18 protein-coding genes are annotated in these 21,355 nt (G+C 74.2%); 1 reads left to right on the top strand and 17 read right to left on the bottom strand.

Features of this window, described 5'->3' with window-relative positions:
* Positions 1-3: 3 nt before the first annotated feature.
* From HIR71_RS08160 to pyrR, 15 genes are all read right to left on the bottom strand, one after another.
* The gene (locus tag HIR71_RS08160) at positions 4-1,596 is read right to left on the bottom strand and encodes an RsmB/NOP family class I SAM-dependent RNA methyltransferase (protein ID WP_169324557.1); all 1,593 of its coding nucleotides are present in this window, start codon (positions 1,594-1,596) and stop codon (positions 4-6) included.
* Positions 1,593-2,558, bottom strand: a complete 966-nt coding sequence (gene fmt / locus HIR71_RS08155; RefSeq protein WP_169324556.1) for a methionyl-tRNA formyltransferase — start codon at positions 2,556-2,558, stop codon at positions 1,593-1,595. Before fmt ends, HIR71_RS08160 begins: the two co-directional genes overlap by 4 nt.
* A 74-nt stretch (positions 2,559-2,632) precedes the next feature.
* Positions 2,633-4,816, bottom strand: a complete 2,184-nt coding sequence (locus HIR71_RS08150) for a primosomal protein N' (protein ID WP_169324555.1) — start codon at positions 4,814-4,816, stop codon at positions 2,633-2,635.
* A gap of 34 nt (positions 4,817-4,850) precedes the next feature.
* Complete coding sequence (metK, locus tag HIR71_RS08145; protein WP_169324554.1) at positions 4,851-6,050, bottom strand: methionine adenosyltransferase; 1,200 nt, start codon at positions 6,048-6,050, stop codon at positions 4,851-4,853.
* An 87-nt stretch (positions 6,051-6,137) separates the two neighbouring features.
* Entirely contained in the window at positions 6,138-7,352 is a 1,215-nt protein-coding gene (coaBC, locus tag HIR71_RS08140; protein ID WP_169324553.1) for a bifunctional phosphopantothenoylcysteine decarboxylase/phosphopantothenate--cysteine ligase CoaBC, read from the bottom strand.
* A gap of 13 nt (positions 7,353-7,365) precedes the next feature.
* A complete protein-coding gene (rpoZ, locus tag HIR71_RS08135; protein WP_169324552.1) occupies positions 7,366-7,629 on the bottom strand; it encodes a DNA-directed RNA polymerase subunit omega in 264 nt (87 codons plus the stop codon).
* Positions 7,630-7,694: 65 nt separating this feature from the next.
* Positions 7,695-8,264, bottom strand: coding sequence for a guanylate kinase (gene gmk / locus HIR71_RS08130; RefSeq protein ID WP_169324551.1), 570 nt, complete (start codon positions 8,262-8,264; stop codon positions 7,695-7,697).
* Between the two features lie 83 nt (positions 8,265-8,347).
* A complete protein-coding gene (mihF, locus tag HIR71_RS08125; protein ID WP_169324550.1) occupies positions 8,348-8,659 on the bottom strand; it encodes an integration host factor, actinobacterial type in 312 nt (103 codons plus the stop codon).
* Between the two features lie 96 nt (positions 8,660-8,755).
* On the bottom strand, positions 8,756-9,703 hold the full coding sequence (gene pyrF, locus HIR71_RS08120) for an orotidine-5'-phosphate decarboxylase (protein WP_311836178.1): 948 nt from the start codon (positions 9,701-9,703) through the stop codon (positions 8,756-8,758).
* Positions 9,700-13,077, bottom strand: a complete 3,378-nt coding sequence (carB, locus tag HIR71_RS08115) for a carbamoyl-phosphate synthase large subunit (protein ID WP_169324549.1) — start codon at positions 13,075-13,077, stop codon at positions 9,700-9,702. Before carB ends, pyrF begins: the two co-directional genes overlap by 4 nt.
* Complete coding sequence (carA, locus tag HIR71_RS08110) at positions 13,077-14,297, bottom strand: glutamine-hydrolyzing carbamoyl-phosphate synthase small subunit (RefSeq protein WP_169324548.1); 1,221 nt, start codon at positions 14,295-14,297, stop codon at positions 13,077-13,079. The genes carB and carA overlap by 1 nt, the downstream gene beginning before the upstream one ends.
* Positions 14,294-14,878, bottom strand: a complete 585-nt coding sequence (locus tag HIR71_RS16810) for a PH-like domain-containing protein (RefSeq protein ID WP_249051677.1) — start codon at positions 14,876-14,878, stop codon at positions 14,294-14,296. Before HIR71_RS16810 ends, carA begins: the two co-directional genes overlap by 4 nt.
* Positions 14,878-16,317, bottom strand: a complete 1,440-nt coding sequence (locus tag HIR71_RS08100; protein ID WP_169324547.1) for a dihydroorotase — start codon at positions 16,315-16,317, stop codon at positions 14,878-14,880. The genes HIR71_RS16810 and HIR71_RS08100 overlap by 1 nt, the downstream gene beginning before the upstream one ends.
* Positions 16,314-17,327 carry an aspartate carbamoyltransferase catalytic subunit gene (locus HIR71_RS08095; protein ID WP_169324546.1) on the bottom strand — a complete coding sequence of 338 codons (1,014 nt, stop codon included), beginning with the start codon at positions 17,325-17,327 and terminating at the stop codon, positions 16,314-16,316. The genes HIR71_RS08100 and HIR71_RS08095 overlap by 4 nt, the downstream gene beginning before the upstream one ends.
* Positions 17,324-17,950: a bifunctional pyr operon transcriptional regulator/uracil phosphoribosyltransferase PyrR gene (gene pyrR / locus HIR71_RS08090; RefSeq protein WP_169324545.1), complete on the bottom strand. Its 627-nt coding sequence runs from the start codon at positions 17,948-17,950 to the stop codon at positions 17,324-17,326. Before pyrR ends, HIR71_RS08095 begins: the two co-directional genes overlap by 4 nt.
* A gap of 137 nt (positions 17,951-18,087) precedes the next feature.
* Here pyrR and HIR71_RS08085 point away from each other — a divergent pair, with 137 nt between their 5' ends.
* A complete protein-coding gene (locus HIR71_RS08085) occupies positions 18,088-20,352 on the top strand; it encodes a putative bifunctional diguanylate cyclase/phosphodiesterase (RefSeq protein ID WP_169324544.1) in 2,265 nt (754 codons plus the stop codon).
* A gap of 6 nt (positions 20,353-20,358) precedes the next feature.
* On the opposite strand, the gene nusB is transcribed toward HIR71_RS08085, so the two are convergent.
* Both nusB and efp read right to left on the bottom strand, forming a co-directional pair.
* The gene (gene nusB / locus HIR71_RS08080) at positions 20,359-20,775 is read right to left on the bottom strand and encodes a transcription antitermination factor NusB (protein WP_169324543.1); all 417 of its coding nucleotides are present in this window, start codon (positions 20,773-20,775) and stop codon (positions 20,359-20,361) included.
* Position 20,776: 1 nt separating this feature from the next.
* Positions 20,777-21,340 (bottom strand): elongation factor P, encoded by a 564-nt coding sequence (efp, locus tag HIR71_RS08075; protein WP_169324542.1) that lies wholly within the window; start codon positions 21,338-21,340, stop codon positions 20,777-20,779.
* Positions 21,341-21,355 lie beyond the last annotated feature (15 nt).

The raw sequence follows: 21,355 nt of genomic DNA, 5'->3' as shown, positions 1-21,355 counted from the left end.
GCGTCAGCCCGAGCGGCGGAGCAGCGTCAGGAACATGGCATCGGTGCCGTGCGCGTGCGGCCAGAGCTGGACGTCGAGCCGGTCCCCCAGCGGGATGTCGTCGCCCGCCACGTCCCGCACCGGCTCGCGGGCGTCGAGCACCTCGACGTCGCTCCGCTTGCGCAGCACGTCCTTGACCACCAGCTGGGTCTCGGCGAGATGCGGCGAGCAGGTCACGTACGCGACGACGCCACCCGGCCGGACGGCGTCGAGCGCCGACGAGAGCAGCGCGCGCTGCAGCGCGCCCAGCTGCGCGAGGTCCGACGGCACCCGCCGCCACCGCGCCTCGGGCCGTCGCCGCAGCGCGCCGAGCCCCGTGCAGGGCGCATCGACGAGCACCCGGTCGTACGCCGCGGGTTCGTCCTGCCCGACGACGCGGCCGTCGCCCGTGCGGACCTCCTCCACGGCGTCGGCCGGGACGGCGACGAGCGCACGCTCGACGAGGCGCGCGCGGTGGGGAGCGACCTCGTTGGCGACGAGCCGCGCGCCGCGCCCGGACGCCAGGGCCGCGAGCAACGCCGACTTCCCACCCGGCCCGGCGCACAGGTCCAGCCACCGCTCGTCGCGCCCGGCGACCGGCGCCTGAGCGAACGCCAGGGCGACGAGCTGGCTGCCCTCGTCCTGGACCCCCGCCAGCCCCTCACGGACCGCCGCTACCGCGCCGGGGTCACCACCGCTGAGGACCACCGCCGTCTCGACCCAGCGCCCGCGGCGTCCAGCCCCGCGTGACTGCTCGACGAGGTCCCCCGCCGTGACGAGCCCGGGCCGCGCGACGAGCGTCACCTCCGGCGCGGTGTTGTCGGCGCGCATCAGCTCGACCAGCTCGTCCACGTCCCTGCCGTTGCCGGCGAGCGCCTCCCGCAGCGCGCGCGCGACCCACACGGGGTGGCTCTCGACCGCGGCCAGTCGAGCCACCGCATCCGTGCCGGCCGGATCGACGTGGTCGGCGACCCGAGCGAGCCACGTCTCGGGCGACTCCCGCCCGACGGCGCGCAGCACCGCGTTGACGAACTGCCCGCTCCCGACGCCGGTCCGCTCGCGCGCGAGCCCGACGGTCTCGGAGACCGCGGCGTGCGCCGGGACCCGCATGCCGAGCAGCTGATGCACTCCCATGCGCAGCAGGTCCAGCACGGGTGGCTCGATCCGGTCGAGCGTCCGTGCGGCGCACAGCTCGATCACCACGTCGTAGCGTCCGCGCAGGCGCAGCGTGCCGTACGCCAGCTCGGTCGCGAACGCGGCATCGCGGCCGGACAGGCCCCGCTCGCGCAGCAGCGGCGGCAGCACGAGGTTCGCGTACGAGTCGGAGCCGTCGACCTCGCGGAGCACCTCGAAGGCGGCGGCCCGGGCGGCGTCGGTCCCCCGACGGCGGTCGGTGGGCGCCGCGGCGCTGCGATGCCCGCGGCCCTCGGCCCGCGCGGCGCCCCGCTCCCGGCCGCGTTCGTCACGACGTCGGCCCGTGTCCCCGCCCGACGCTCCACCGGTCCGAGGGGGCCCCTGTCGGCCGCGGTCGTCTCGGCGACCCCGACCCCCGGGCGCACCACCGCGTGCGTCGCTCACGCGCTCGCTCCCTCGGCGCCGAGCACGGCGTCCGCACCGAGCACGACGTCGGGACCCAGCCTCGCCCCGCGCGCCCAGTCCGTGGCCGGCATCATCCGCTTACCGGCAGGCGACACGTCGCCGAGCGCGACGGCGTCCGTGGCCGTGCCCACGAGCACCGCGTCGCGCTCGACCCGGACGACGCCCGGCGCCAGGTCGGTCACGTCGGGCCGCGGACGCACCGGGCCCAGCTTGAGCCGAGCACCGTCCGGCGTCCGGGTCCAGGCGCCCGGAGCCGGCGTGCAGCCGCGCACCAGGCGGTCCACCGTGTGCGCGGGCCGGTTCCAGCGCACGCGCGCGTCGTCGACCTCGAGCCGCGGGGCGTGGCTGACGCCGTCCCGCGGTTGGGCGACCGGGCTCGCCGTCCTCGCCTCGATCGCGTCGAGCGTCGCGACGAGCAGGCCGGCCCCGGCGACCGACAGCCGGTCCAGCAGCTCCCCGGCCGTGTCGCGCGGACGGATCGTCTCGGCCAGCGTGCCGAACAGCGGCCCGGTGTCGAGGCCCTCCTCGATCCGGAACGTACTCGCACCCGTGACCTCGTCACCGGCGATCACCGCGTGCTGCACCGGCGCCGCACCTCGCCACGCCGGCAGTACCGAGAAGTGCAGGTTGACCCAGCCGTGCTTCGGGACGTCCAGCACCGGCCGGGGCAGCAGCGCGCCGTACGCGACGACCGGGGCGCAGTCGACGGCGAGCTCCGCGAGGCGGGTCTGGAAGTCCTCGTCACGCGGGCTGCGCGGCGCGAGCACCTCGATCCCTGCCTCCTGCGCGCAACGCTTCACCGGGCTGGAGACGAGCGCCCGCCCGCGGCCGGCGCGCGCATCGGGTCGGGTGAGCACCGCGACCACCTCGTGCTGCGACGCCAGCAGCGCCTCGAGGGCGGGCACGGCCACCTGGGGGGTCCCGGCGAAGAGGAGTCGCATGGGGCCGAGTCTAGGTGCCGGGCCGGCACCCGCCGCGGGCCGGCGAGCGAGGTCAGGCGGCGGTCGGCACCGCGTCAGAGCATCTCCTCGGGGTCCAGCTGGATCCGCACCGTCCCGCCCTCGCGACGGGCGCTGCGGACCGCCGCCGACGCCGCCAGGGTGGCCGCCAGCGCGTCACCACCGCGCAACGGGGCACGGATGATCGCGCGCACGGGCTGGTCGAGCGTCCCGAGCGACGCCTGCGCGACCGGTGCGCGCGGCCCGGGCTCGGGCGCGACGACGGGGCCGAGCACATCGGCGCCGGGCGGCAGCTCAAGCCGGGCGAGCACGGCGGCGACGGCGTCCCGCGTCCCCGAGACAGCAGCGACGCGCACCGCGGGCGGGAGGCCGAGCTCGACGCGCTCGGCGAGCTCGCGCTCGGCGAACCCGACCGGGTCCCATCGCACGAGCGCCTGCGTGGGGGCGGGAGCGGCGTCGCCGACGAGCAGCACCACACCACCCGCGTCGGCCGAGCGCACCAGGGCGGCCGCGGTGAGCCAGCGGTGCACCGCCTCCTCCCCGGTACGCAACGACACGCGGGCGGTCGACACCGCGGCGTCGAGCAGCAGCGCCGCCGCGTAGCCGCCCTCGGCGACCGGCTCCGCCCCGGGCGTCGCGACCACGAGCGCGGGCCGCCCGGGCACCCGGGCCACCACCCCGGTCGCCGACGACGCGCCCGAGACACGCACCGGCACGCCGGGGAACGCGCGTCCCAGCTCCTCCGCCGTCCGGTCGGACCCGACGCGCACCGAGCGCAGCGCGCCCGCGCCGCACTCGTCGCAGCGCCAGACCGCGGCGAGCGCGCCGCACCAGGTGCAGTGCGGGACGCCGTCGGCGGCACCGAGCGCGAGCGGGCCGTGGCACGTGCCGCACCGCGCGACCGTGCGGCAGCGCGCGCACGCCACCACCGGCAGGTACCCCGCGCGCGGAACCTGCACGAGCACCGGGCCGTCCGCCAGGGCGTCCCGGGCCGCCCGCCACGCGGCGCCGGGAAGACGGGCCGCGGCAGCGGCTCCCTCGCGGGCCAGCTCGACCGACGTCAACGCCCGCACGCGCGGTGCCCGCGCGCGGACGGTCGCACGGTCGGCCTGGAGCGGCCGGGCCCATCCGGACGCGACGAGCGCCTGCGCCTCGGTCGAGCGCGCGTGACCGCCCACGAGCGCCGCGCACCCGGTCTGCTCCGCGCGGATCACGAGCACGTCGCGCACGTGCGGGTACGGCGCGCGCGGCTCGGCGTGCAGGTCGTCGCCGTCGTCCCAGCACACCACCAGACCCAGGTCGTGGACGGGCGCCCACGCGGCGGCCCGCGTCCCGATCACCACCCGGGCGTGCCCGCGCAGGACCGCGAGGAAGGACCGGTAGCGCTGCGCCGGCCCGTCGTCGGCCACCAGCCGTGCGTACCCGCCCTCGCGACCCGGCCCCCACGCGGGGAGCCCGGCGGCCTCGAGAGCGGCGGCGAGGCGGTCGAGGTCCCGCGCATCCGGCACGACGACGACCGCCCCGCGCCCGCTGAGGACCGTGGCCGTGACCGCCTGCGCGACGGCGTCGGGCCATGCCTGCCCCGGCCCCCCCGGGAGCGCGCTCCACACCGCGCGCGGCGCCTGCCCGGCGGTCAGTCGCTGGAGGAACGCGGCGCCACCACGGATCGCGGTCCAGGCGCTGCCCGACGGCGTCGGTGCGGGCATCGCGGGCACGCCCCCACGCGGTCCGGTCCCGTCGACCGGCCCGGCGGTGCCGCCGGACGCACCGGCGTGCGTCGACTCCGCACCGGCCCCGACGGCCCGCTCGGCCTCGACGCGCGCGTGACGCGGCGGGATCGCGAGCCGCAGGACGTCGCCGAGCGTCCCCGCGTACCGGTCGGCGACCGCGCGCGCGAGCCGGTGCACCTCGGGTGTCAGCACGCGTTCGGGCGAGACGAGGCGTCGCAGCGGGGCCAGCTCGCCGTCGTGCTCCGCCTCGTCCACACGCTCGAGGAGGTAGCCGTCCACGTCCTGTCGGCCGAACCGCACCTTGACGCGGGTGCCGGGCCGGGCCGCGTCGTCGAGCGCCGCGGGCACCACGTACTCGAAGGTGCGGTCGAGGTGCGCCGGCGGCAGGTCGATGCAGACCCGCGCCACCGGCCGCGCCGTCGCGACCTCGATCGGGGCGCTCGACCGCGGCGGTCGCCGACGTGCGGCGGGCAAGCCGTGGAGCGTCAGCTGCTCACCGTGGTCCGTCACGGGACCATCCACTCACGAGCCGCCCACGCCAGGGTCAGGACAGCAGGGACTTCAGCGCCTCGACGCGGTCGGTGCGCTCCCACGTGAACTCCGGGAGCTCACGCCCGAAGTGCCCGTACGCGGCGGTGCGGCGGTAGATCGGCCGCAGCAGGTTGAGGTCGCGGATGATCGCGGCCGGGCGCAGGTCGAACACCTCCCGGATCGCCGCCGTGAGCCGGTCGACCGGGACGGTCTCGGTGCCGAAGGTCTCGACGTACAGGCCGACCGGCTGGGCCTTGCCGATCGCGTACGCGACCTGCACCTCGCACCGGCGCGCGAGCCCCGCGGCGACCACGTTCTTGGCGACCCACCGCATCGCGTACGACGCCGAGCGGTCGACCTTCGACGGGTCCTTGCCCGAGAACGCGCCGCCGCCGTGGCGAGACATCCCGCCGTAGGTGTCGACGATGATCTTGCGGCCGGTCAGCCCGGCGTCACCCTGCGGACCGCCGATCACGAACGTGCCCGTCGGGTTCACCAGGAGCCGGAAGTCGCTGCTGTCCACCTCGGACCGTGCCAGCACCGGCGTCACCACGTGCTCGGCGATCTGCGCCAGGAGCTGGTCCTCCCGCACGTCCGGGTCGTGCTGGGTGGACAGGACGACCGTGTCGACCCTGACCGGCCGGTCGCCGTCGTAGCCGATCGTCACCTGGGTCTTGCCGTCGGGCCGCAGACCGGGCACGACGCCGTCCTTGCGCACGCGCGCCAGCTGCTCGGCGAGGCGGTGCGACAGCCAGATCGGCAGCGGCAGCAGCGACGGCGTCTCGTCGCTCGCGTAGCCGAACATCAGGCCCTGGTCACCCGCGCCCTGGGCGTCCAGGGGGTCGACGTCGCGGTCGTCCTGGCGCATCTCCCACGCCTTGTCGACGCCCTGCGCGATGTCGGGAGACTGCTGGCCGATCGAGACGGAGATGCCGCACGAGTCACCGTCGAAGCCGATCGCGGAGGAGGTGTAGCCGATGCTCCGCACGACCTGCCGCACGACCTGCGGGATCTCGACGTACGCGCTGGTCGTGACCTCACCCGCCACGTGCACCAGGCCGGTCGTGACCATCGTCTCGACCGCGACCCGGGCTGCCGGGTCCTGCTCGAGCATCGCGTCGAGGATGGCGTCGGAGATCTGGTCGCAGACCTTGTCCGGGTGCCCCTCGGTCACGGACTCGGACGTGAACAGGCGAAGGTCGGCATCGGTCATGGCGGACAGCGTAGTGGCGGGCGCCCCGTGCGGCCGTCAGGACGGAGCGCACCGGACGGCGGAGGTGGTTGCGACACCTCGACCGCGTCAGAGCAACGGGACGACGGCGTCCCAGAGCGCGTCCGCGACAGCCTCCTTGGACCCGGCGGACGTCGCCACGACGGCGCCGCTCGCGTCGAGGACCGTCACCGCGTTGTCGGCGGTCCCGAAGCCGAGCCCCTCCCCCACGGCGTTCACGGCGAGGAGGTCCGCGCCCTTGCGACGCGCCTTGGCGCGGCCGTGCGCGAGCACGTCGCCGCTCGCGTCACCGGTCTCGGCCGCGAACCCGACGACGACCTGGCCGGGCCGGAGCCGGTCGGCGGCCAGCTCGGCGAGGATGTCCGGGTTCGCCTCGAGGACGATCGGCTCGACGACCCCGTCGTCGCGCTTCTTCAGCTTGTGCGCGGCCGTCGCCCGAGGCCGGAAGTCCGCGACCGCAGCCGCCATGACGACCGCGTCGGCGTCCTTCGCGGCCGTGCGCACGGCCTCCCGCAGCTGCGCCGTCGACTCCACGTGCACGACGTCGACGCCGGCCGGCGGCTCGAGCGCGACGTTCGCGGCGACCAGGGTGACGCGGGCGCCGCGGGCGCGCGCGGTCCCGGCCAGGGCGAATCCCTGCCGGCCGGAGGAGCGGTTGCCCAGGAAGCGCACGGGGTCGAGCGGCTCACGCGTCCCGCCCGCGGAGACCACGACGTGGCGACCGGCGAGGTCGTGCGCGAGGGCGGCGGCCGAGCGCGCCGGCTCGACGAGCGCGAGTGCCGCCGCCGCGATCTCTTCCGGTTCCGGGAGGCGGCCCGGTCCGGTGTCGCTGCCGGTGAGGCGGCCGGACGCCGGGTCCAGCACGTGGACCCCGCGCGAGCGCAGGATCTCGACGTTCGCACGGGTCGCGGGGTGCTCCCACATCTCGGTGTGCATCGCCGGCGCCATGAGGACCGGGCAGCGCGCGGTCAGGAGCGTGCTCGTGAGCAGGTCGTCCGCGCGTCCGCCCGCTGCCCGAGCGAGCAGGTCGGCGGTCGCCGGCGCGACGACCACCAGGTCGGCCGTCTGACCCAGCATCACGTGCGGAACCGCCGTGACGTCGTCGAACACCTCGGGCGTCGCGGGCTGCCCCGACAGGGCCTCCCACGTCGGTCGCCCCACGAACTCGAGCGCGGCCCGCGTGGGGACGACCCGCACGTCGTGGCCCGCCTCGCGGAACAGCCGCAGGAGGAGGACGGCCTTGTAGGCGGCGATCCCGCCGGCGACGCCGAGGACGATGCGCACGGGTGGCGTCAGGTCAGACGTCCGTGGGGGCGATCGTCAACAGCCCCTCGTTGATCTCGCGCATCGCGATCGACAGCGGCTTCTCCTGCGGACGGGTCTCCACCAGAGGACCGACGTACTCGAGGAGGCCCTCGTTGAGCTGCGAGTAGTAGGCGTTGATCTGGCGCGCGCGCTTGGCGGAGTAGATGACCAGCGCGTACTTGGAGTCGGCCTTCTCGAGCAGCTTGTCGATCGGCGGGTCGGTGATGCCGATGGGCTCTGCGACAGTTCCGGACACGTGTGCTCCTGGTGGGTCTGGGGGCTGGGGGTACAAGAACGTGGGGGGTGCGCCGACGACCCAGTCTACCGGGTGACCAGACCCATCTCCCGGACGAGCTCGTCGGTGGCCCGGTGCACGTCGTCGTTCACGATGACGACGTCGAACTCCGGCTCGGCCGTGAGCTCGACCCTGGCGGTCTCGAGCCGGCGCTCGCGCTCCTCCGGCCCCTCGGTCCCGCGTCCGACCAGGCGGCGCTCGAGCTCCTCCCACGACGGCGGGGCGAGGAACACGAACCGGGCCTCGGGCATGGTCTCGCGGACCTGGCGCGCGCCCTGCAGATCGATCTCGAGGAGCACCGGCTCACCCTCGGCGAGCCGCTCCTGCACCGGGGCCCGCGGAGTCCCGTACCGGTTGCGGCTGTGCACGTACGCCCACTCCAGCAGCTCGCCGTCACGGACCATGCGGTCGAACTCGGCCGGGGTGACGAAGTGGTAGTGGACGCCCTCGACCTCGCCGGGGCGCGGCGGCCGCGTCGTCGCGGACACCGACAGCCACACCTCGGGGTACCGCTCCCGGATGTCCGCAGAGACCGTTCCCTTGCCGACGGCGGTCGGTCCGGCGAGAACGGTGAGCCGGGCTGGCGTCGTGGTCATGGGTGGCGCTGTGCTCCTGTGGCGTGGCGCGACCGACGCGACCGGCGACCTGCCGAGCACACCGACCGCGGGCGAGCGGCGGGTCACCCGAAGCGGTCGACCAGTGCCTTCGCCTGATGAGGTCCGAGGCCGCGCACCCGTCGGGTCTCGGAGATCCCGATCTCCGACATGATCGCGCGAGCCTTGACCTTACCCACCCCGGGGAGCGACTCGAGCAGGGCGAGCACCTTGAGCTTGCCGATGACGTCGTCCTGCTGACCCTGCTGGATCACCTCGGAGAGCGAGCCCTGGGAGTACTTGAGGCGATTCTTGACCTCGGCCCGGGCCTGCCGGGCCGCCGCAGCCTTCTCGAGCGCTGCTGCGCGTTGTTCGGGGGTGAGCGGGGGGAGAGCCACGCGACGTCACCTCATCGTTGTGGGCGGGATCGTGCCCTCGAACCTAGCGACCGGATGAACAGGTGGCAACGCGAACGAGCGTCCTCCGCCCGCAGGTCAGCGCAGCGCAGCCGTCGCCTCACCGGCCGCGCGGGCCGCAGCCGCGCGCAGGTCCGCGACGTCCGGCCCCGCAGCCAGGACGCCGCGCGACGACGCTGCCAGGACCGCGCGCCGCGCGCGACCGAAGACCGCGGTCAGCTCGGTCGCACCGGCGCCCTGGGCGCCGACGCCGGGCGCGAGGAGCGGACCGCGGACCGCCTCGAGGTCGATCCCGAGGCGGGCGACGGCGTCACCGGTCGTGGCGCCGACGACGAGGCCGACCGATCCGAGGCCGACCGATTCGAGCCCGACCGGTCCGAGCCCGATCGATCCGAGCCCGACCGGTCCGAGCCCGCCGAGCTCGGCGGCGTTGAGCCGACCCGCCGCCGCGGCGATCGATCCGGCGACGCTCGCACCGTCCGCGCGCCGTGCGTGCTGCACATCGGGGCCCTCCGGGTTCGACGTGAGCGCGAGGACGAACAGCCCGCGGCCGGTCGCCTGCGCCGCCTCCACCGCGGGAGCCAGCGAGCCGAACCCGAGGAACGGCGAGACCGTCAGGGCGTCGGCCGCCAGCGGCGCGCCGTCCCGCAGGTACGCGTCGGCATAGGCGGCCATGGTCGAGCCGATGTCACCACGCTTGGCGTCCATCACGACGAGCGTCCCCGCCTCCCGCCCCAGGGTCACCAGCTCCTCGAGCACTGCGACCCCGGCGGAGCCGTGCCGCTCGAAGAAGGCGACCTGCGGCTTGACCGCGGCGACGCGACCGCCGACCGCCGCCATCACCCGGCGCGCCAGCTCGCGGGCCCCGGTGGCGTCGTCGGGCAGGCCCCAGGCCGCGAGGAGCTCCGGGTGGGGGTCGATGCCCACGCACAGCGGGCCGTGCGCGTCCATCGCGGCCGCGAGCCGCTCGCCGAAGGGGCGCCGTCCCGTTCCGGCGGTGGGGCCACCAGCCGCCGGCGTCGTCACGCGAGGGTCGCCGTCGTCGTCGAGGTCGTCGAGGTCGTCGACCCCGCCGCGGCCGTGGCGAGCACCGCGCGCCGGGCGGCCGCGGCGGCGTCGTGCTCCTGGAGGCTGCGGACCGAGAACGGCCCGGACCGCTCCGCCTCGATGCCCTGGACCGCCGCACCCAGCGCCTGGACGGTCGTGACGATCGCCTTGTCCGCGGCCGTCGTCGCCGTGCGGATCTCGTAGCCGTCGGCGCGCGCGCCCTGGCCGGACGGGGTGTTCACCACCATCTCGACCTCGCCCGCCCGGATGAGGTCGACGATCGTCGGCTCGCCGTTCGGCCCGCGACCCGCGGAGTGCTTGCGCACCACGCGCGACGGGATGCCGCTGCGCCGCAGCACACCCGCGGTCCCCTCGGTCGCGAGGATCTCGAACCCGAGCTCGACGAGGCGCTTGATCGGGAAGACGATCGAACGCTTGTCGCGGTCCGCGACCGAGATGAACACCCGGCCCGAGCTCGGCAGCCCGCCGTAGGCCGCGGCCTGCGACTTGGCGAACGCGGTCGGGAAGTCGACGTCGAAGCCCATGACCTCTCCGGTCGAGCGCATCTCGGGCCCCAGCACCGTGTCCACGACCGTGCCGTCGGCGGTCCGGAACCGCTTGAACGGGAGCACGGCCTCCTTGACGGCGATCGGCGCGTCCAGGTCCAGCACGCTGCCGTCGACCTCGGGCAGCACGCCGCGCGCCCGCAGGTCGGCGATCGTGTGGCCGGCCATGACGAGCGCCGCCGCCTTCGCGAGCGACACCCCGGTCGCCTTGGACACGAACGGCACCGTCCGGGACGCCCGCGGGTTGGCCTCGAGCACGTACAGCACGTCGCTGACCAGGGCGTACTGCACGTTGAGCAGCCCGCGCACGCCGATCCCCCGGCCGAGCGCCTCGGTCGACCGGCGGATGCGCTCGAGCTCGGTGGCCGACAACGTGACCGGCGGCAGGACGCAGGCCGAGTCGCCCGAGTGGATCCCGGCCTCCTCGATGTGCTCCATGACCCCGCCGAGGAACATCTCGGTCCCGTCGAACAGCGCGTCGACGTCGATCTCGATCGCGTCGTCGAGGAAGCGGTCGATCAGCAGGGGCGCGTCCGAGCCGGCCGGCGCGCCGTGCGCCTCGTCGAACGCCCGCTGGGCGTACTCGCCCAGCTGGGCGTCGCCGTACACGATCTCCATGCCTCGCCCGCCCAGCACGTATGACGGGCGCACGAGCACCGGGTAGCCGATGGACGTGGCGACCTCGAGCGCCTGGGCGGCCGACGACGCCGTCCCGAACGCGGGCGCTGGGAGCCCCGCGTCCGCGAGCACCGCGCCGAAGGCGCCGCGGTCCTCGGCCGAGTCGATCGCCTCGGGTGTCGTGCCCAGGATCGGCAGCCCGGCGTCGGCCAGCCGCTGCGCGAGCGACAGCGGCGTCTGGCCCCCGAGCTGCACGATGATCCCCGCGACCGGACCGGCCGCGAGCTCGGCCTCGTAGACCTCGAGCACGTCCTCGAACGTGAGCGGCTCGAAGTACAGGCGGTCGGAGGTGTCGTAGTCGGTCGAGACCGTCTCGGGGTTGCAGTTGACCATCACCGTCTCGAACTCGTCGCGGAGCGCGAGTGCGGCGTGCACGCACGAGTAGTCGAACTCGATGCCCTGCCCGATGCGGTTGGGGCCCGAGCCCAGGATGAGGACGGCGGGGCGCGTGCGCAGCTCGACCTCGGTCTCCTCGTCGTAGGACGAGTAGTGGTACGGCGTGCGCGCGGCGAACTCGGCCGCGCACGTGTCGACCGTCTTGTAGACCGGCCGGACCTTGAGCACGTGGCGGGTCAGGCGCACGTCGTCCTCGTTCATGCCGCGCACCTGTGCGATCTGCGCGTCCGAGAGCCCGTGGCGCTTGGCGTTCGCGAGCACGTCCGCCGAGAGCTCGGGCGCACCCGCGGTCTTCGCGGCGACCTCGTTGACGAGCACGATCTGGTCGAGGAACCACGGGTCGATGCCCGTGGCCGCGTAGACGTCGTCGAGCGGAACCCCCGCGCGCAGCACCTGCTGCACGTCGACCAGCCGGTGCGGCGTGGGCCGCGAGATCGTGGCGGCGAGGGCGGAGAGCGCGTCGCCGTCCAGCGGCTCGCCCTCCCAGTGGAAGCCCGAGCCCTTCATGTCGAGCGAGCGCATGGCCTTGCCGAGCGCCTCGGTGAAGTTGCGACCGAGCGCCATCGCCTCGCCGACGGACTTCATGGTGGTCGTGAGCGTGTCGTCGGCCGCCGGGAACTTCTCGAACGCGAACCTCGGGACCTTGACCACGACGTAGTCCAGCGTCGGCTCGAACGACGCCGGGGTCGAGCCGGTGATGTCGTTGGGGATCTCGTCGAGCGTGTAGCCGACCGCGAGGCGGGCCGCGATCTTGGCGATCGGGAAGCCCGTCGCCTTGGAGGCCAGCGCGGAGGACCGCGACACCCGCGGGTTCATCTCGATCACGACGACGCGCCCGGTCTCGGGGTGGATCGCGAACTGGATGTTGCACCCGCCGGTGTCCACGCCGACCTCGCGGATGACCGCGATCCCGATGTCGCGCAGCCGCTGGTACTCGCGGTCCGTGAGCGTCAACGCAGGCGCGACCGTGACCGAGTCGCCGGTGTGCACGCCGACGGGGTCGACGTTCTCGATCGAGCAGACCACGACGACGTTGTCGGCCCGGTCGCGCATCAGCTCGAGCTCGTACTCCTTCCAGCCGAGGATCGACTCCTCGAGGAGCACCTCGGTCGTCGGTGAGTAGTGGAGGCCCTGGCCGGCGATCTGGCGGAGCTGGTCCTCGTCGTAGGCGATGCCCGACCCGAGGCCGCCCATCGTGAAGGAGGGCCGGACGACGAGCGGGTAGCCGAGGTCGTCGGCCGCGGCGAGGCACTCGTCGAGCGTGTGCGCGATGAACGAGCGTGCGCTGTCGGCCCCGCACCGGTCCACCACGCCCTTGAAGAGCTGGCGGTCCTCGGCCAGGTGGATCGCGGCGATGTTGGCGCCGATCAGCTCGACGCCGTACTCCTCGAGCACGCCCGCCTCGTGCAGCGCGATGGCCGCGTTGAGCGCGGTCTGGCCGCCGAGCGTCGGCAGCAGCGCGTCCGGGCGCTCCTTGGCGATGATCGAGGTGAGGACCTCGGGCGTGATCGGCTCGACGTACGTGGCGTCGGCGAACTCGGGGTCGGTCATGATCGTGGCCGGGTTGGAGTTCACGAGGATGACGCGCAGGCCCTCCTCGCGCAGCACCCGGCAGGCCTGCGTCCCGGAGTAGTCGAACTCGGCGGCCTGGCCGATGACGATCGGCCCGGACCCGATGACGAGGACGCTCGAGATGTCGGTACGGCGGGGCATCAGGCATGGTCCTTCGTCGGGGAAGCCTTCGTGGCGGAGCTCGTCGTGGCGGAGCTCGTGGCGCGCTCGGCCGACATGAGGTCGAGGAAGCGGTCGAACAGGTAGGCGGCGTCGTGCGGGCCCGCGGCGGCCTCGGGGTGGTACTGCACCGAGAAGGCCGGCAGGTCGAGGGCCTCGAGGCCCTCGACGACGTCGTCGTTGAGGCAGACGTGCGAGACCGCGACCCGGCCGTAGCGGCCGCCGTCGTGCGGCGCGACGCTCTCGCCGGCGATCGGGGCGTCGACGGCGAAGCCGTGGTTGTGCGCGGTGATCTCGACCTTGCCGGTGGCGCGGTCGAGCACCGGCTGGTTCACGCCCCGGTGCCCGTAGGCGAGCTTGTACGTGCCGTAGCCGAGCGCCCGGCCGAACAGCTGGTTGCCGTAGCAGATCCCGAAGAAGGGGATCCTCCGGTCGAGCACCTCGCGCAGCAGCGCGACCTCGTGGGTCGCTGCGCTCGGGTCGCCGGGTCCGTTGGAGAAGAAGACGCCGTCGGGCCCGACCGCCTCGATGTCCGAGATCGACGCCGTCGCGGGCAGCACGTGCACCCGCACACCGCGCTCGGCGAGGCGCTGCGGCGTCATCGACTTGATGCCGAGGTCGAGCGCGGCCACGGTCGCGACCGCCTCGGTCAGCGGCGAGCCGTCGAGCCCCAGGGGGTCGACGACGTAGGCCGCGTCCGTGGTCACCTCGCCCGCCAGGTCCGCACCCACCATCGACGGCGTCTGCGCCACCACCGCGCGCAGCTCCTCGAGCGGGTGCGCCGCCTCGGCGCCCGAGAAGATGCCGGCGCGCATGACCCCGCGCTCGCGCAGGTGCCGGGTCAGCGCGCGCGTGTCGAGGTCGCAGATCCCGACGACGCCCTGCGCGACGAGCTCCGCGTCGAGGGTCCGCTCGGCGCGCCAGCTCGACGAGCGGCGGGCAGGATCGCGGACGACGAAGCCCGCCACCCAGATCCGGTGCGACTCCGCGTCCTCGTCGTTGACCCCGGTGTTGCCGACGTGCGGCACCGTCATGACGACGATCTGCCGGTGGTAGCTCGGATCGGTGAGGGTCTCCTGGTACCCGGTCATGCCGGTGTTGAAGACGATCTCGCCCACCGTCCGCCCCCGCGCACCGTAGGCGCGCCCCGCGAAGGTCCGCCCGTCCTCGAGCACGAGGAGGGCGTCGTCCGTGTCGGTCACTGCTGCTGCTCCTTGGTCGCTCCGGGTTCGCCGGTGCGGGTCTGGTGGACGTCGGCGGGGTCGGTCTCGGCAGAATCGGCCGTGAGCGCGCCCACCGCGTCGATGAGCGGTGCGCGATCGGCAGCCCGCCGGGTGCGGAAGCCGGTGTCGAGCAGCGCGGCGGCCGGGTCGGGCGCCTGCCAGGTGACCACCACCAGGCCGTCGCCGCCGACGAACTTGCCGGCCATCCCGCCCTCGGTGCGCACGCCGCGGACGCGGTCGGCAGGGATGAACAGGTCGCGCGCGCCCTCGCGCAGCACCCGCACACCGGCGTCGAACACCTGGACCACGGCGTTCGAGCGCGCGCCCAGGTCATGCGCGACGACGCGGTCGAGCCAGTCCCCCGCCGTCGTGCTCGAGACGTAGACCGCCTCGACCGGCGCGGTGCGCGGGCCGCCGAGCGCGGCGTCGTCGGGCAGGGGGAAGAGCTCGGGTACGACGGCGCCGCTGCGGCTCGCCCGACGCTGCCACCCGCGGCGCATGGCCAGCAGGGCGACGAGGCCGAGCGCGACGATGACCGCGACGGTCAGGGCGGTGCGCATCAGGCGCCGACCCCCGCCGTGGCGCGGGCGTCGGCGCCGGCCGAGCCCGGGGTGACGGCCGAGCCCGGGGTGACGGCCGAGCCCGGGGTGACGGCCGCGCCCGGGGTGACGGCCGCGCCGTCGAGCACGGTGGCCCGGCCCCGCAGGAACGTGGCGACGACCCTGCCGGGCAGCTCCCGGCCCCGGAAGGGCGAGTTCACGCTCGCCGTCCCCTGCTCCTCCGGGACGACCGTCCACCGCGCGGCCGGGTCGACCAGCGTCACGTTGGCGGGCTCTCCGATCTCGAGCGGACGTCCGTGCCCGCTCACGCGCCCGATCTCCGCGGGCGCCGTCGAGAGCACGCGCGCCACGTCGGCCCAGGTCAGTCGGCCGGTGTCGATCATCGTCTGCTGCACGACGCTCAGGGCCGTCTCGAGGCCGGTCATGCCGTGCGCCGCCGCGGCCCACTCGCAGTCCTTGTCCTCGCGCGTGTGCGGCGCGTGATCGGTGGCGACGATGTCGATCGTCCCGTCGGCCAGCCCGGCGCGGACGGCCTCGACGTCGGCCGCGGTGCGCAGCGGCGGGTTGACCTTGTAGACCGGGTCGTACCCGCGGGCGAGGTCGTCCGTGAGGACGAGGTGGTGCGGCGTGACCTCCGCCGTGACGGCGATCCCGCGCGACTTCGCCCACCGCACGATCTCGACCGAGCCGGCGGTCGAGAGGTGGCACACGTGCAGCCGCGAGCCCACGTGCTCGGCGAGCAGCACGTCGCGCGCGATGATCGCCTCCTCGGCGACGGCGGGCCAGCCCGCGAGGCCGAGCTCGGCCGACACGACGCCCTCGTGCATCTGGGCACCGGCGGTCAGCCGCGGCTCCTGCGCGTGCTGCGCGATCACGCCGTCGAACGCCTTGACGTACTCGAGGGCCCGGCGCATGAGCACCGGGTCGGCGACGCAGCTGCCGTCGTCCGAGAAGACGCGCACGCGTGCCGCCGAGGCGGCCATGGCGCCGAGCTCGGCGAGCTGCTCACCGGCCAGCCCGACGCTCACGGCGCCCACGGGATGCACGTCGACCCAGCCCGCGTCGCGGCCGAGGCGCCAGACCTGCTCGACGACGCCCGCGGTGTCGGCGACCGGCGTCGTGTTCGCCATGGCGTGCACCGCGGTGAACCCGCCGAGCGCCGCGGCGCGCGTCCCGGACGCGATGGTCTCGGCGTCCTCGCGGCCCGGCTCGCGCAGGTGCGTGTGGAGGTCGACGAGCCCGGGCAGCGCGACGAGACCGCGCGCGTCGATCTCCACGACCGAGTTGTCAGACCCGGAGCGGGCTCCCCCGCGCGCGACGTCTGACACGTCGAGGTGGGGACCGACCGCCGCGATCACGCCGTCGGCGAGGAGCAGGTCGGTCGGGTCCCCGCCCAGCGGCGCGACGCCTCGCAGCAGATACCTCGTCGGTCGCGTCACGCGACCACCACCCTCTCCTCGACGTTCTTCTGCTCCGCGAGGTCGCCCGCGAGCAGCAGGTACAGCACGGCCATCCGGACGGCGACCCCGTTCGTCACCTGCTCGACGATCACCGCGCGCGGCGAGTCGGCGGCGTCGGCCGAGATCTCGAGCCCGCGGTTCATCGGGCCCGGGTGCATCACGATCGCGTGGTCCGGCAGCAGGGCGAGCCGGCGCCTGTCGAGCCCGTAGCCCCGCGTGTACTCCACGGGGTTCGGGAAGAACGCGCCACCGCCCGACCCTCCGCCGGTCATCCTCTCGCGTTGCACGCGGAGCATCATCACGGCGTCCGGCTGCTGGTCCCGCAGCACCGGGTCGAGGTCGTACGACACGCGGCACGGCCAGGCCTCGACGCCGACCGGCACGAGCGTCGGCGGGGCCACCAGGGTCACGTCGGCGCCGAGCGTGCGCAGCAGGAGCACGTTCGAGCGCGCGACGCGCGAGTGCAGCACGTCGCCGACGATCACGACCCGGAGCCCGCTCAGGTCCCGTCCCACGTCGCCGACGCCGACCGCGTCGCCCGCGAGGTGGCGACGCATGGTGTACGCGTCGAGCAGTGCCTGCGTGGGGTGCTGATGGGTCCCGTCGCCCGCGTTGATCACGGAGCTGTCGACCCACCCCGAGGCCGCGAGGGTGTGCGGTGCCCCGGACGCCTGGTGCCGGATGACGACCGCGTCCGCGCCCATCGCCTGGAGCGTGAGCGCGGTGTCCTTGAGCGACTCGCCCTTGGAGACGCTCGATCCCTTCGCGGAGAAGTTGATGACGTCGGCCGAGAGGCGCTTGGCCGCGGTCTCGAACGAGATCCGCGTGCGCGTCGAGTCCTCGAAGAACAGGTTCACGACCGTGCGGCCGCGCAGCGTCGGCAGCTTCTTGATCTCGCGCGACTGCGTGGCCGCCATCTGGGCGGCCGTGTCGAGGATGCGGACCGCCGTCGTGACGTCGAGGTCCGCGGTCGAGAGCAGGTGCCTCATCGCGCACCCCGCTCGGTGCCGACCGCCGGGCCCGGGCCGGGCCGGGGTGCCTCGGCGGACGACTCGATCAGCACGGCGTCCTCGCCGTCGGACTCCCGGAGCAGCACGCGGACCCGCTCGGCCTGCGACGTCGGCAGGTTCTTGCCGACGTAGTCGGCGCGGATCGGCAGCTCGCGGTGGCCCCGATCGACCAGCGCGGCGAGCTGGACCGCTCGCGGGCGGCCGAGATCGCTGATCGCGTCGAGCGCGGCGCGGATGGTGCGCCCCGAGTACAGGACGTCGTCGACCAGCACGACCACGAGGTCGTCGATGCCCGACGCCGGCAGCTGGGTCTGCCCGATCGGCCTCGCGGGGTGGCGGCGCAGGTCGTCGCGGTACATGGTCACGTCGAGCGCGCCGGCGAGGCTCTCACGGTCGAGGCCCGGCTCGACCGACACGAGCCGATCGGCCAGCCGGTGCGCGAGCGGCACGCCGCGGGTGGGGATCCCGAGGAGGACGAGGTCGGCACCGCCCTTGTTCCGCTCGAGGACCTCGTGGGCGATGCGGGTCAGCGCCCGAGCGATATCCGCCTCGCCGAGGACGACCGTCGACTGCGGGACGGGCACAGCAGGTCCAGGGCTCACCTGGCGACCTCCTTCCCCGCCTCACCGGACGGGCCTTAAAGGAATGTCTGTCGGGCGCCCACCCTACCGCGCCGCCCGGGGGCCCCGACTCGGGCAGAAGACCTCAGATCGTCCCGGCGGAGGCCGATGAGACCGGAGTGGGAGGAGCCGTCGACGTCGTCGCGGTCGTGGCGCAGTGCGTCACGGCCGGGTTCATCGCGGGCCTGTCCTTCCAGAACTGGACCGGGTGGCGGGCCGACGCGGCCGATCGCGAGCGCTTCTGGTTGATGGTCTGGTCGGCGGTGCTCGCGCTGCTCTTCCTGGTGAACGCGGTCCTGCCCCTGCTGCCGGCGGGGTCCGCCACGGAGGTCGGGCTGTTCGCGCGCTCGATGGTCCTCGCGGGTTCCATCCTGCTCTCGGTCCCCGCGCTCAAGGTCGTCACCCGGGGCCCCACGAGCCGGTGGCTCGTGCTGGTCGTCGGGGGCATGTTCCTGACGCGCGAGGTGCTCTGGCTCACGACCGACCTGCTCTACACGCACCGCAGCGTGGACGGGGTCCCGCAGTACGGGCCGCTGCTGACGACCACCTTCATGGTGCCGCTGGCCGTGGTCGCGGGATACGCCGTCATCTCGATCCGTCGCATCCCGTCGAGGCTCACCCGGCGGGGCCTCCAGCTCGCGGGGGCGCTGAGCACCATCGCCCTCGTCGCGGGGTACTTCGTCCCGGGCGGGCGGTTCGCCGAGCTGCTCACGAGCGTGTGGGCCCTGCCGCTGGTCGCCGCGATCCAGGCGGTCGGCGTCCTGCGTCAGCGCGCGGCGGAGCGTCGCGTGCGCCGGCAGCACCGCATGCGCGACGAGCTCGCGGCTCTCGGGAACGCGGCCTGGTTCACCAAGGACCCCTACGCGCTCCTCGCGCTCGCCGAGAAGTCCGCGCGCGAGCAGCTGCGCGACCCCCAGATCGTGGGCTACCTGCGCCCCCTGTCGCGCGGCCGGTTCTCCACGACGCTCGACTCCCCGACCGACCACCTGGGCGACGACCTCGCCCGGGACTTCCTCGACGACCTGTGCCGGCTGGTCTCGGTGGCCGCCGAGCGGTCGCGCCTTGCCGAAGAGCTCCGTGGTGCGGCGTTCACGGACTCGCTCACGGGGCTGCCCAACCGGCACGCGCTCGAGCGGCACCTGGGGCAGACCCTCGAGCGAGCCCGCGACCAGGGCACCCGCCTCGCCGTCCTGTACTGCGACATCGACGGCTTCAAGCTGGAGAACGACCAGCGCGGGCACACGTGGGGTGACGAGCTGCTCCGCCGGACCGGCGCGTACCTGACCGAGACCATCGACGAGCGGCACTTCGTCGCGCGCTTCGGCGGCGACGAGTTCGTCGTCGTGCTCGAGGACGCGCCCCAGGGCCGGGACCTCGTCGCGCTCGGTCGGCGGATCCGCGGTGGGCTCGACCTCACGGGTACCGACCAGATCGCCCCCCTGCTGTCGGTCGGCGTCGCCGTGTGGTCGCCCGACGAGATCGTGGACCCGGAGCGTCTGCTCCGCGAGGCCGACACCGCGATGTTCGAGGCCAAGCGGAGCAAGCTCGGCGTCGTGGAGTTCGACGACGCGCTCCGGGCGAAGATGCTCGCGGAGCAGAACCTCCGCCGCGAGCTGGACGCCGCGATCGCGAACCACGAGTTCCGGCTGCACTTCCAGCCGATCGTCGACGCCGAGACCCTGACCATCGTGGGCCTCGAGGCGCTGGTGCGGTGGCAGCACCCCGCGGGGACGCGCATGCCGGGCGACTGGCTGCCGTACGCGGAGGAGTCGGGCCTCATCGTGCCGATCGGGCGGCAGCTCGTGCTGCAGGCCCACGCCGCGGTCGAGCGGTTCCGTCTCCCGGTCGCGGTCAACGTCGCGGCGCGCCAGCTGGCCGAGCCGGGCTTCGTCGAGCAGCTGCGCCAGGACTGGGGCGACGGCGACTGGAACAAGCTGACGCTCGAGATCACGGAGAGCGCCCTGCTCCAGGACCTCGCGCACGTGATCGACTCGCTCAGCCAGCTGCGCGCGCTCGGGGCCCGGATCGCGATCGACGACTTCGGCACCGGGTACAGCTCGTTCGCGCGGCTGGCCACGCTGCCCGTCGACGTCCTGAAGATCGACCGCGCGTTCGTGCGCGACCTGAGCGCGCTCGGCGGGGTCGCCGTGGTGCGCGCGATCGTCTCGCTCGCCGAGGCGTTCGAGCTCGACATCGTCGCCGAGGGCGTCGAGCGGCTCGACCAGCTCCAGGCCCTGACGGAGCTCGGCGTGCCGAAGCTCCAGGGCTACCTGCTCGGCCGCCCGGGAGCCGACGCGCCGCGCGAGATCGACCTCGCGACCGTCTCGGCGGGGAACGTGCCGCCCCTGGCGGCCTCGAGGCTCACCCGTGCGGCGCCGGTGTGAGGACGGTCAGGCGAGCAGCGTCGGCTTGAGGTCGACGATGCGGCCCAGGAGGCCGTTGACGAACGTCGGCGAGTCGTCGGTCGACAGCGACCTCGCGAGGTCGACGGCCTCGTCCACCGCGACGGCGTCGGGCACGTCGTCGTTGAAGAGGACCTCCCACGTGCCGATCCGCAGCAGCGCCCGGTCGACGGCGGGCATGCGGTCGAGCGTCCAGCCGTGGGCGTGCGTCGAGAGCAGCTCGTCGATCCGTTCGCGGTGCGTCAGGACGCCCTCGACGATGTCGACCGAGTACTGCGGGAGCGCCGCCTCGGTGCCCGGCTCCGTGATGCGCTGCGCGAGGAGCGCCACGGCGTCGACGTGACGCTGGTCCGCCTCGAACAGGACGTCGAGCGCGCGCTTGCGTGCCTTGGTCCGCGCTCCCACGTCAGTCGTTCACGCGGCCCAGGTAGCCGCTGTCGCGGGTGTCCACCTTGACCTTGGTCCCCGCCTCGATGAAGAGCGGGACCTGGATCTCGTGGCCGGTCTCGAGCGTCGCGGGCTTGGTGCCCCCGGTCGAGCGGTCGCCCTGGAGGCCCGGCTCCGTGTACGTGATCTCGAGCACGACCGACGGCGGCATCTCGACGTAGAGCGGCGAGCCGTCGTGCGTCGCGACGAGCACGCTCTGGTTCTCGAGCAGGAAGTTCGACGCGTCACCGACCGTGGTCTGGGGCACGTGGAGCTGGTCGTACGTCGACGTGTCCATGAAGACGTAGTCGGTGCCGTCCTTGTACAGGTACTGCATGTCGCGCTTGTCGACGTTCGCCGTCTCGACCTTGAGGCCGGCGTTGAACGTCTTGTCCACGGTCTTGCCCGAGACCACGTTCTTGAGCTTGGTGCGGACGAACGCCCCACCCTTCCCGGGCTTGACGTGCTGGAACTCGACGACGGTCCAGAGCTGGCCGTCGATCTTGAGCACGGTGCCGTTCTTGAGGTCGTTCGTGGTGGCCACGATGGCTGCTTCCTG

It is taken from the genome of Cellulomonas fimi (assembly GCF_012952065.1).
GTDB lineage: Bacteria > Actinomycetota > Actinomycetes > Actinomycetales > Cellulomonadaceae > Pengzhenrongella > Pengzhenrongella fimi_A.
Note: the sequence above shows the minus strand (reverse complement) of the source record. Positions and strands in the feature narration are given on the sequence as shown.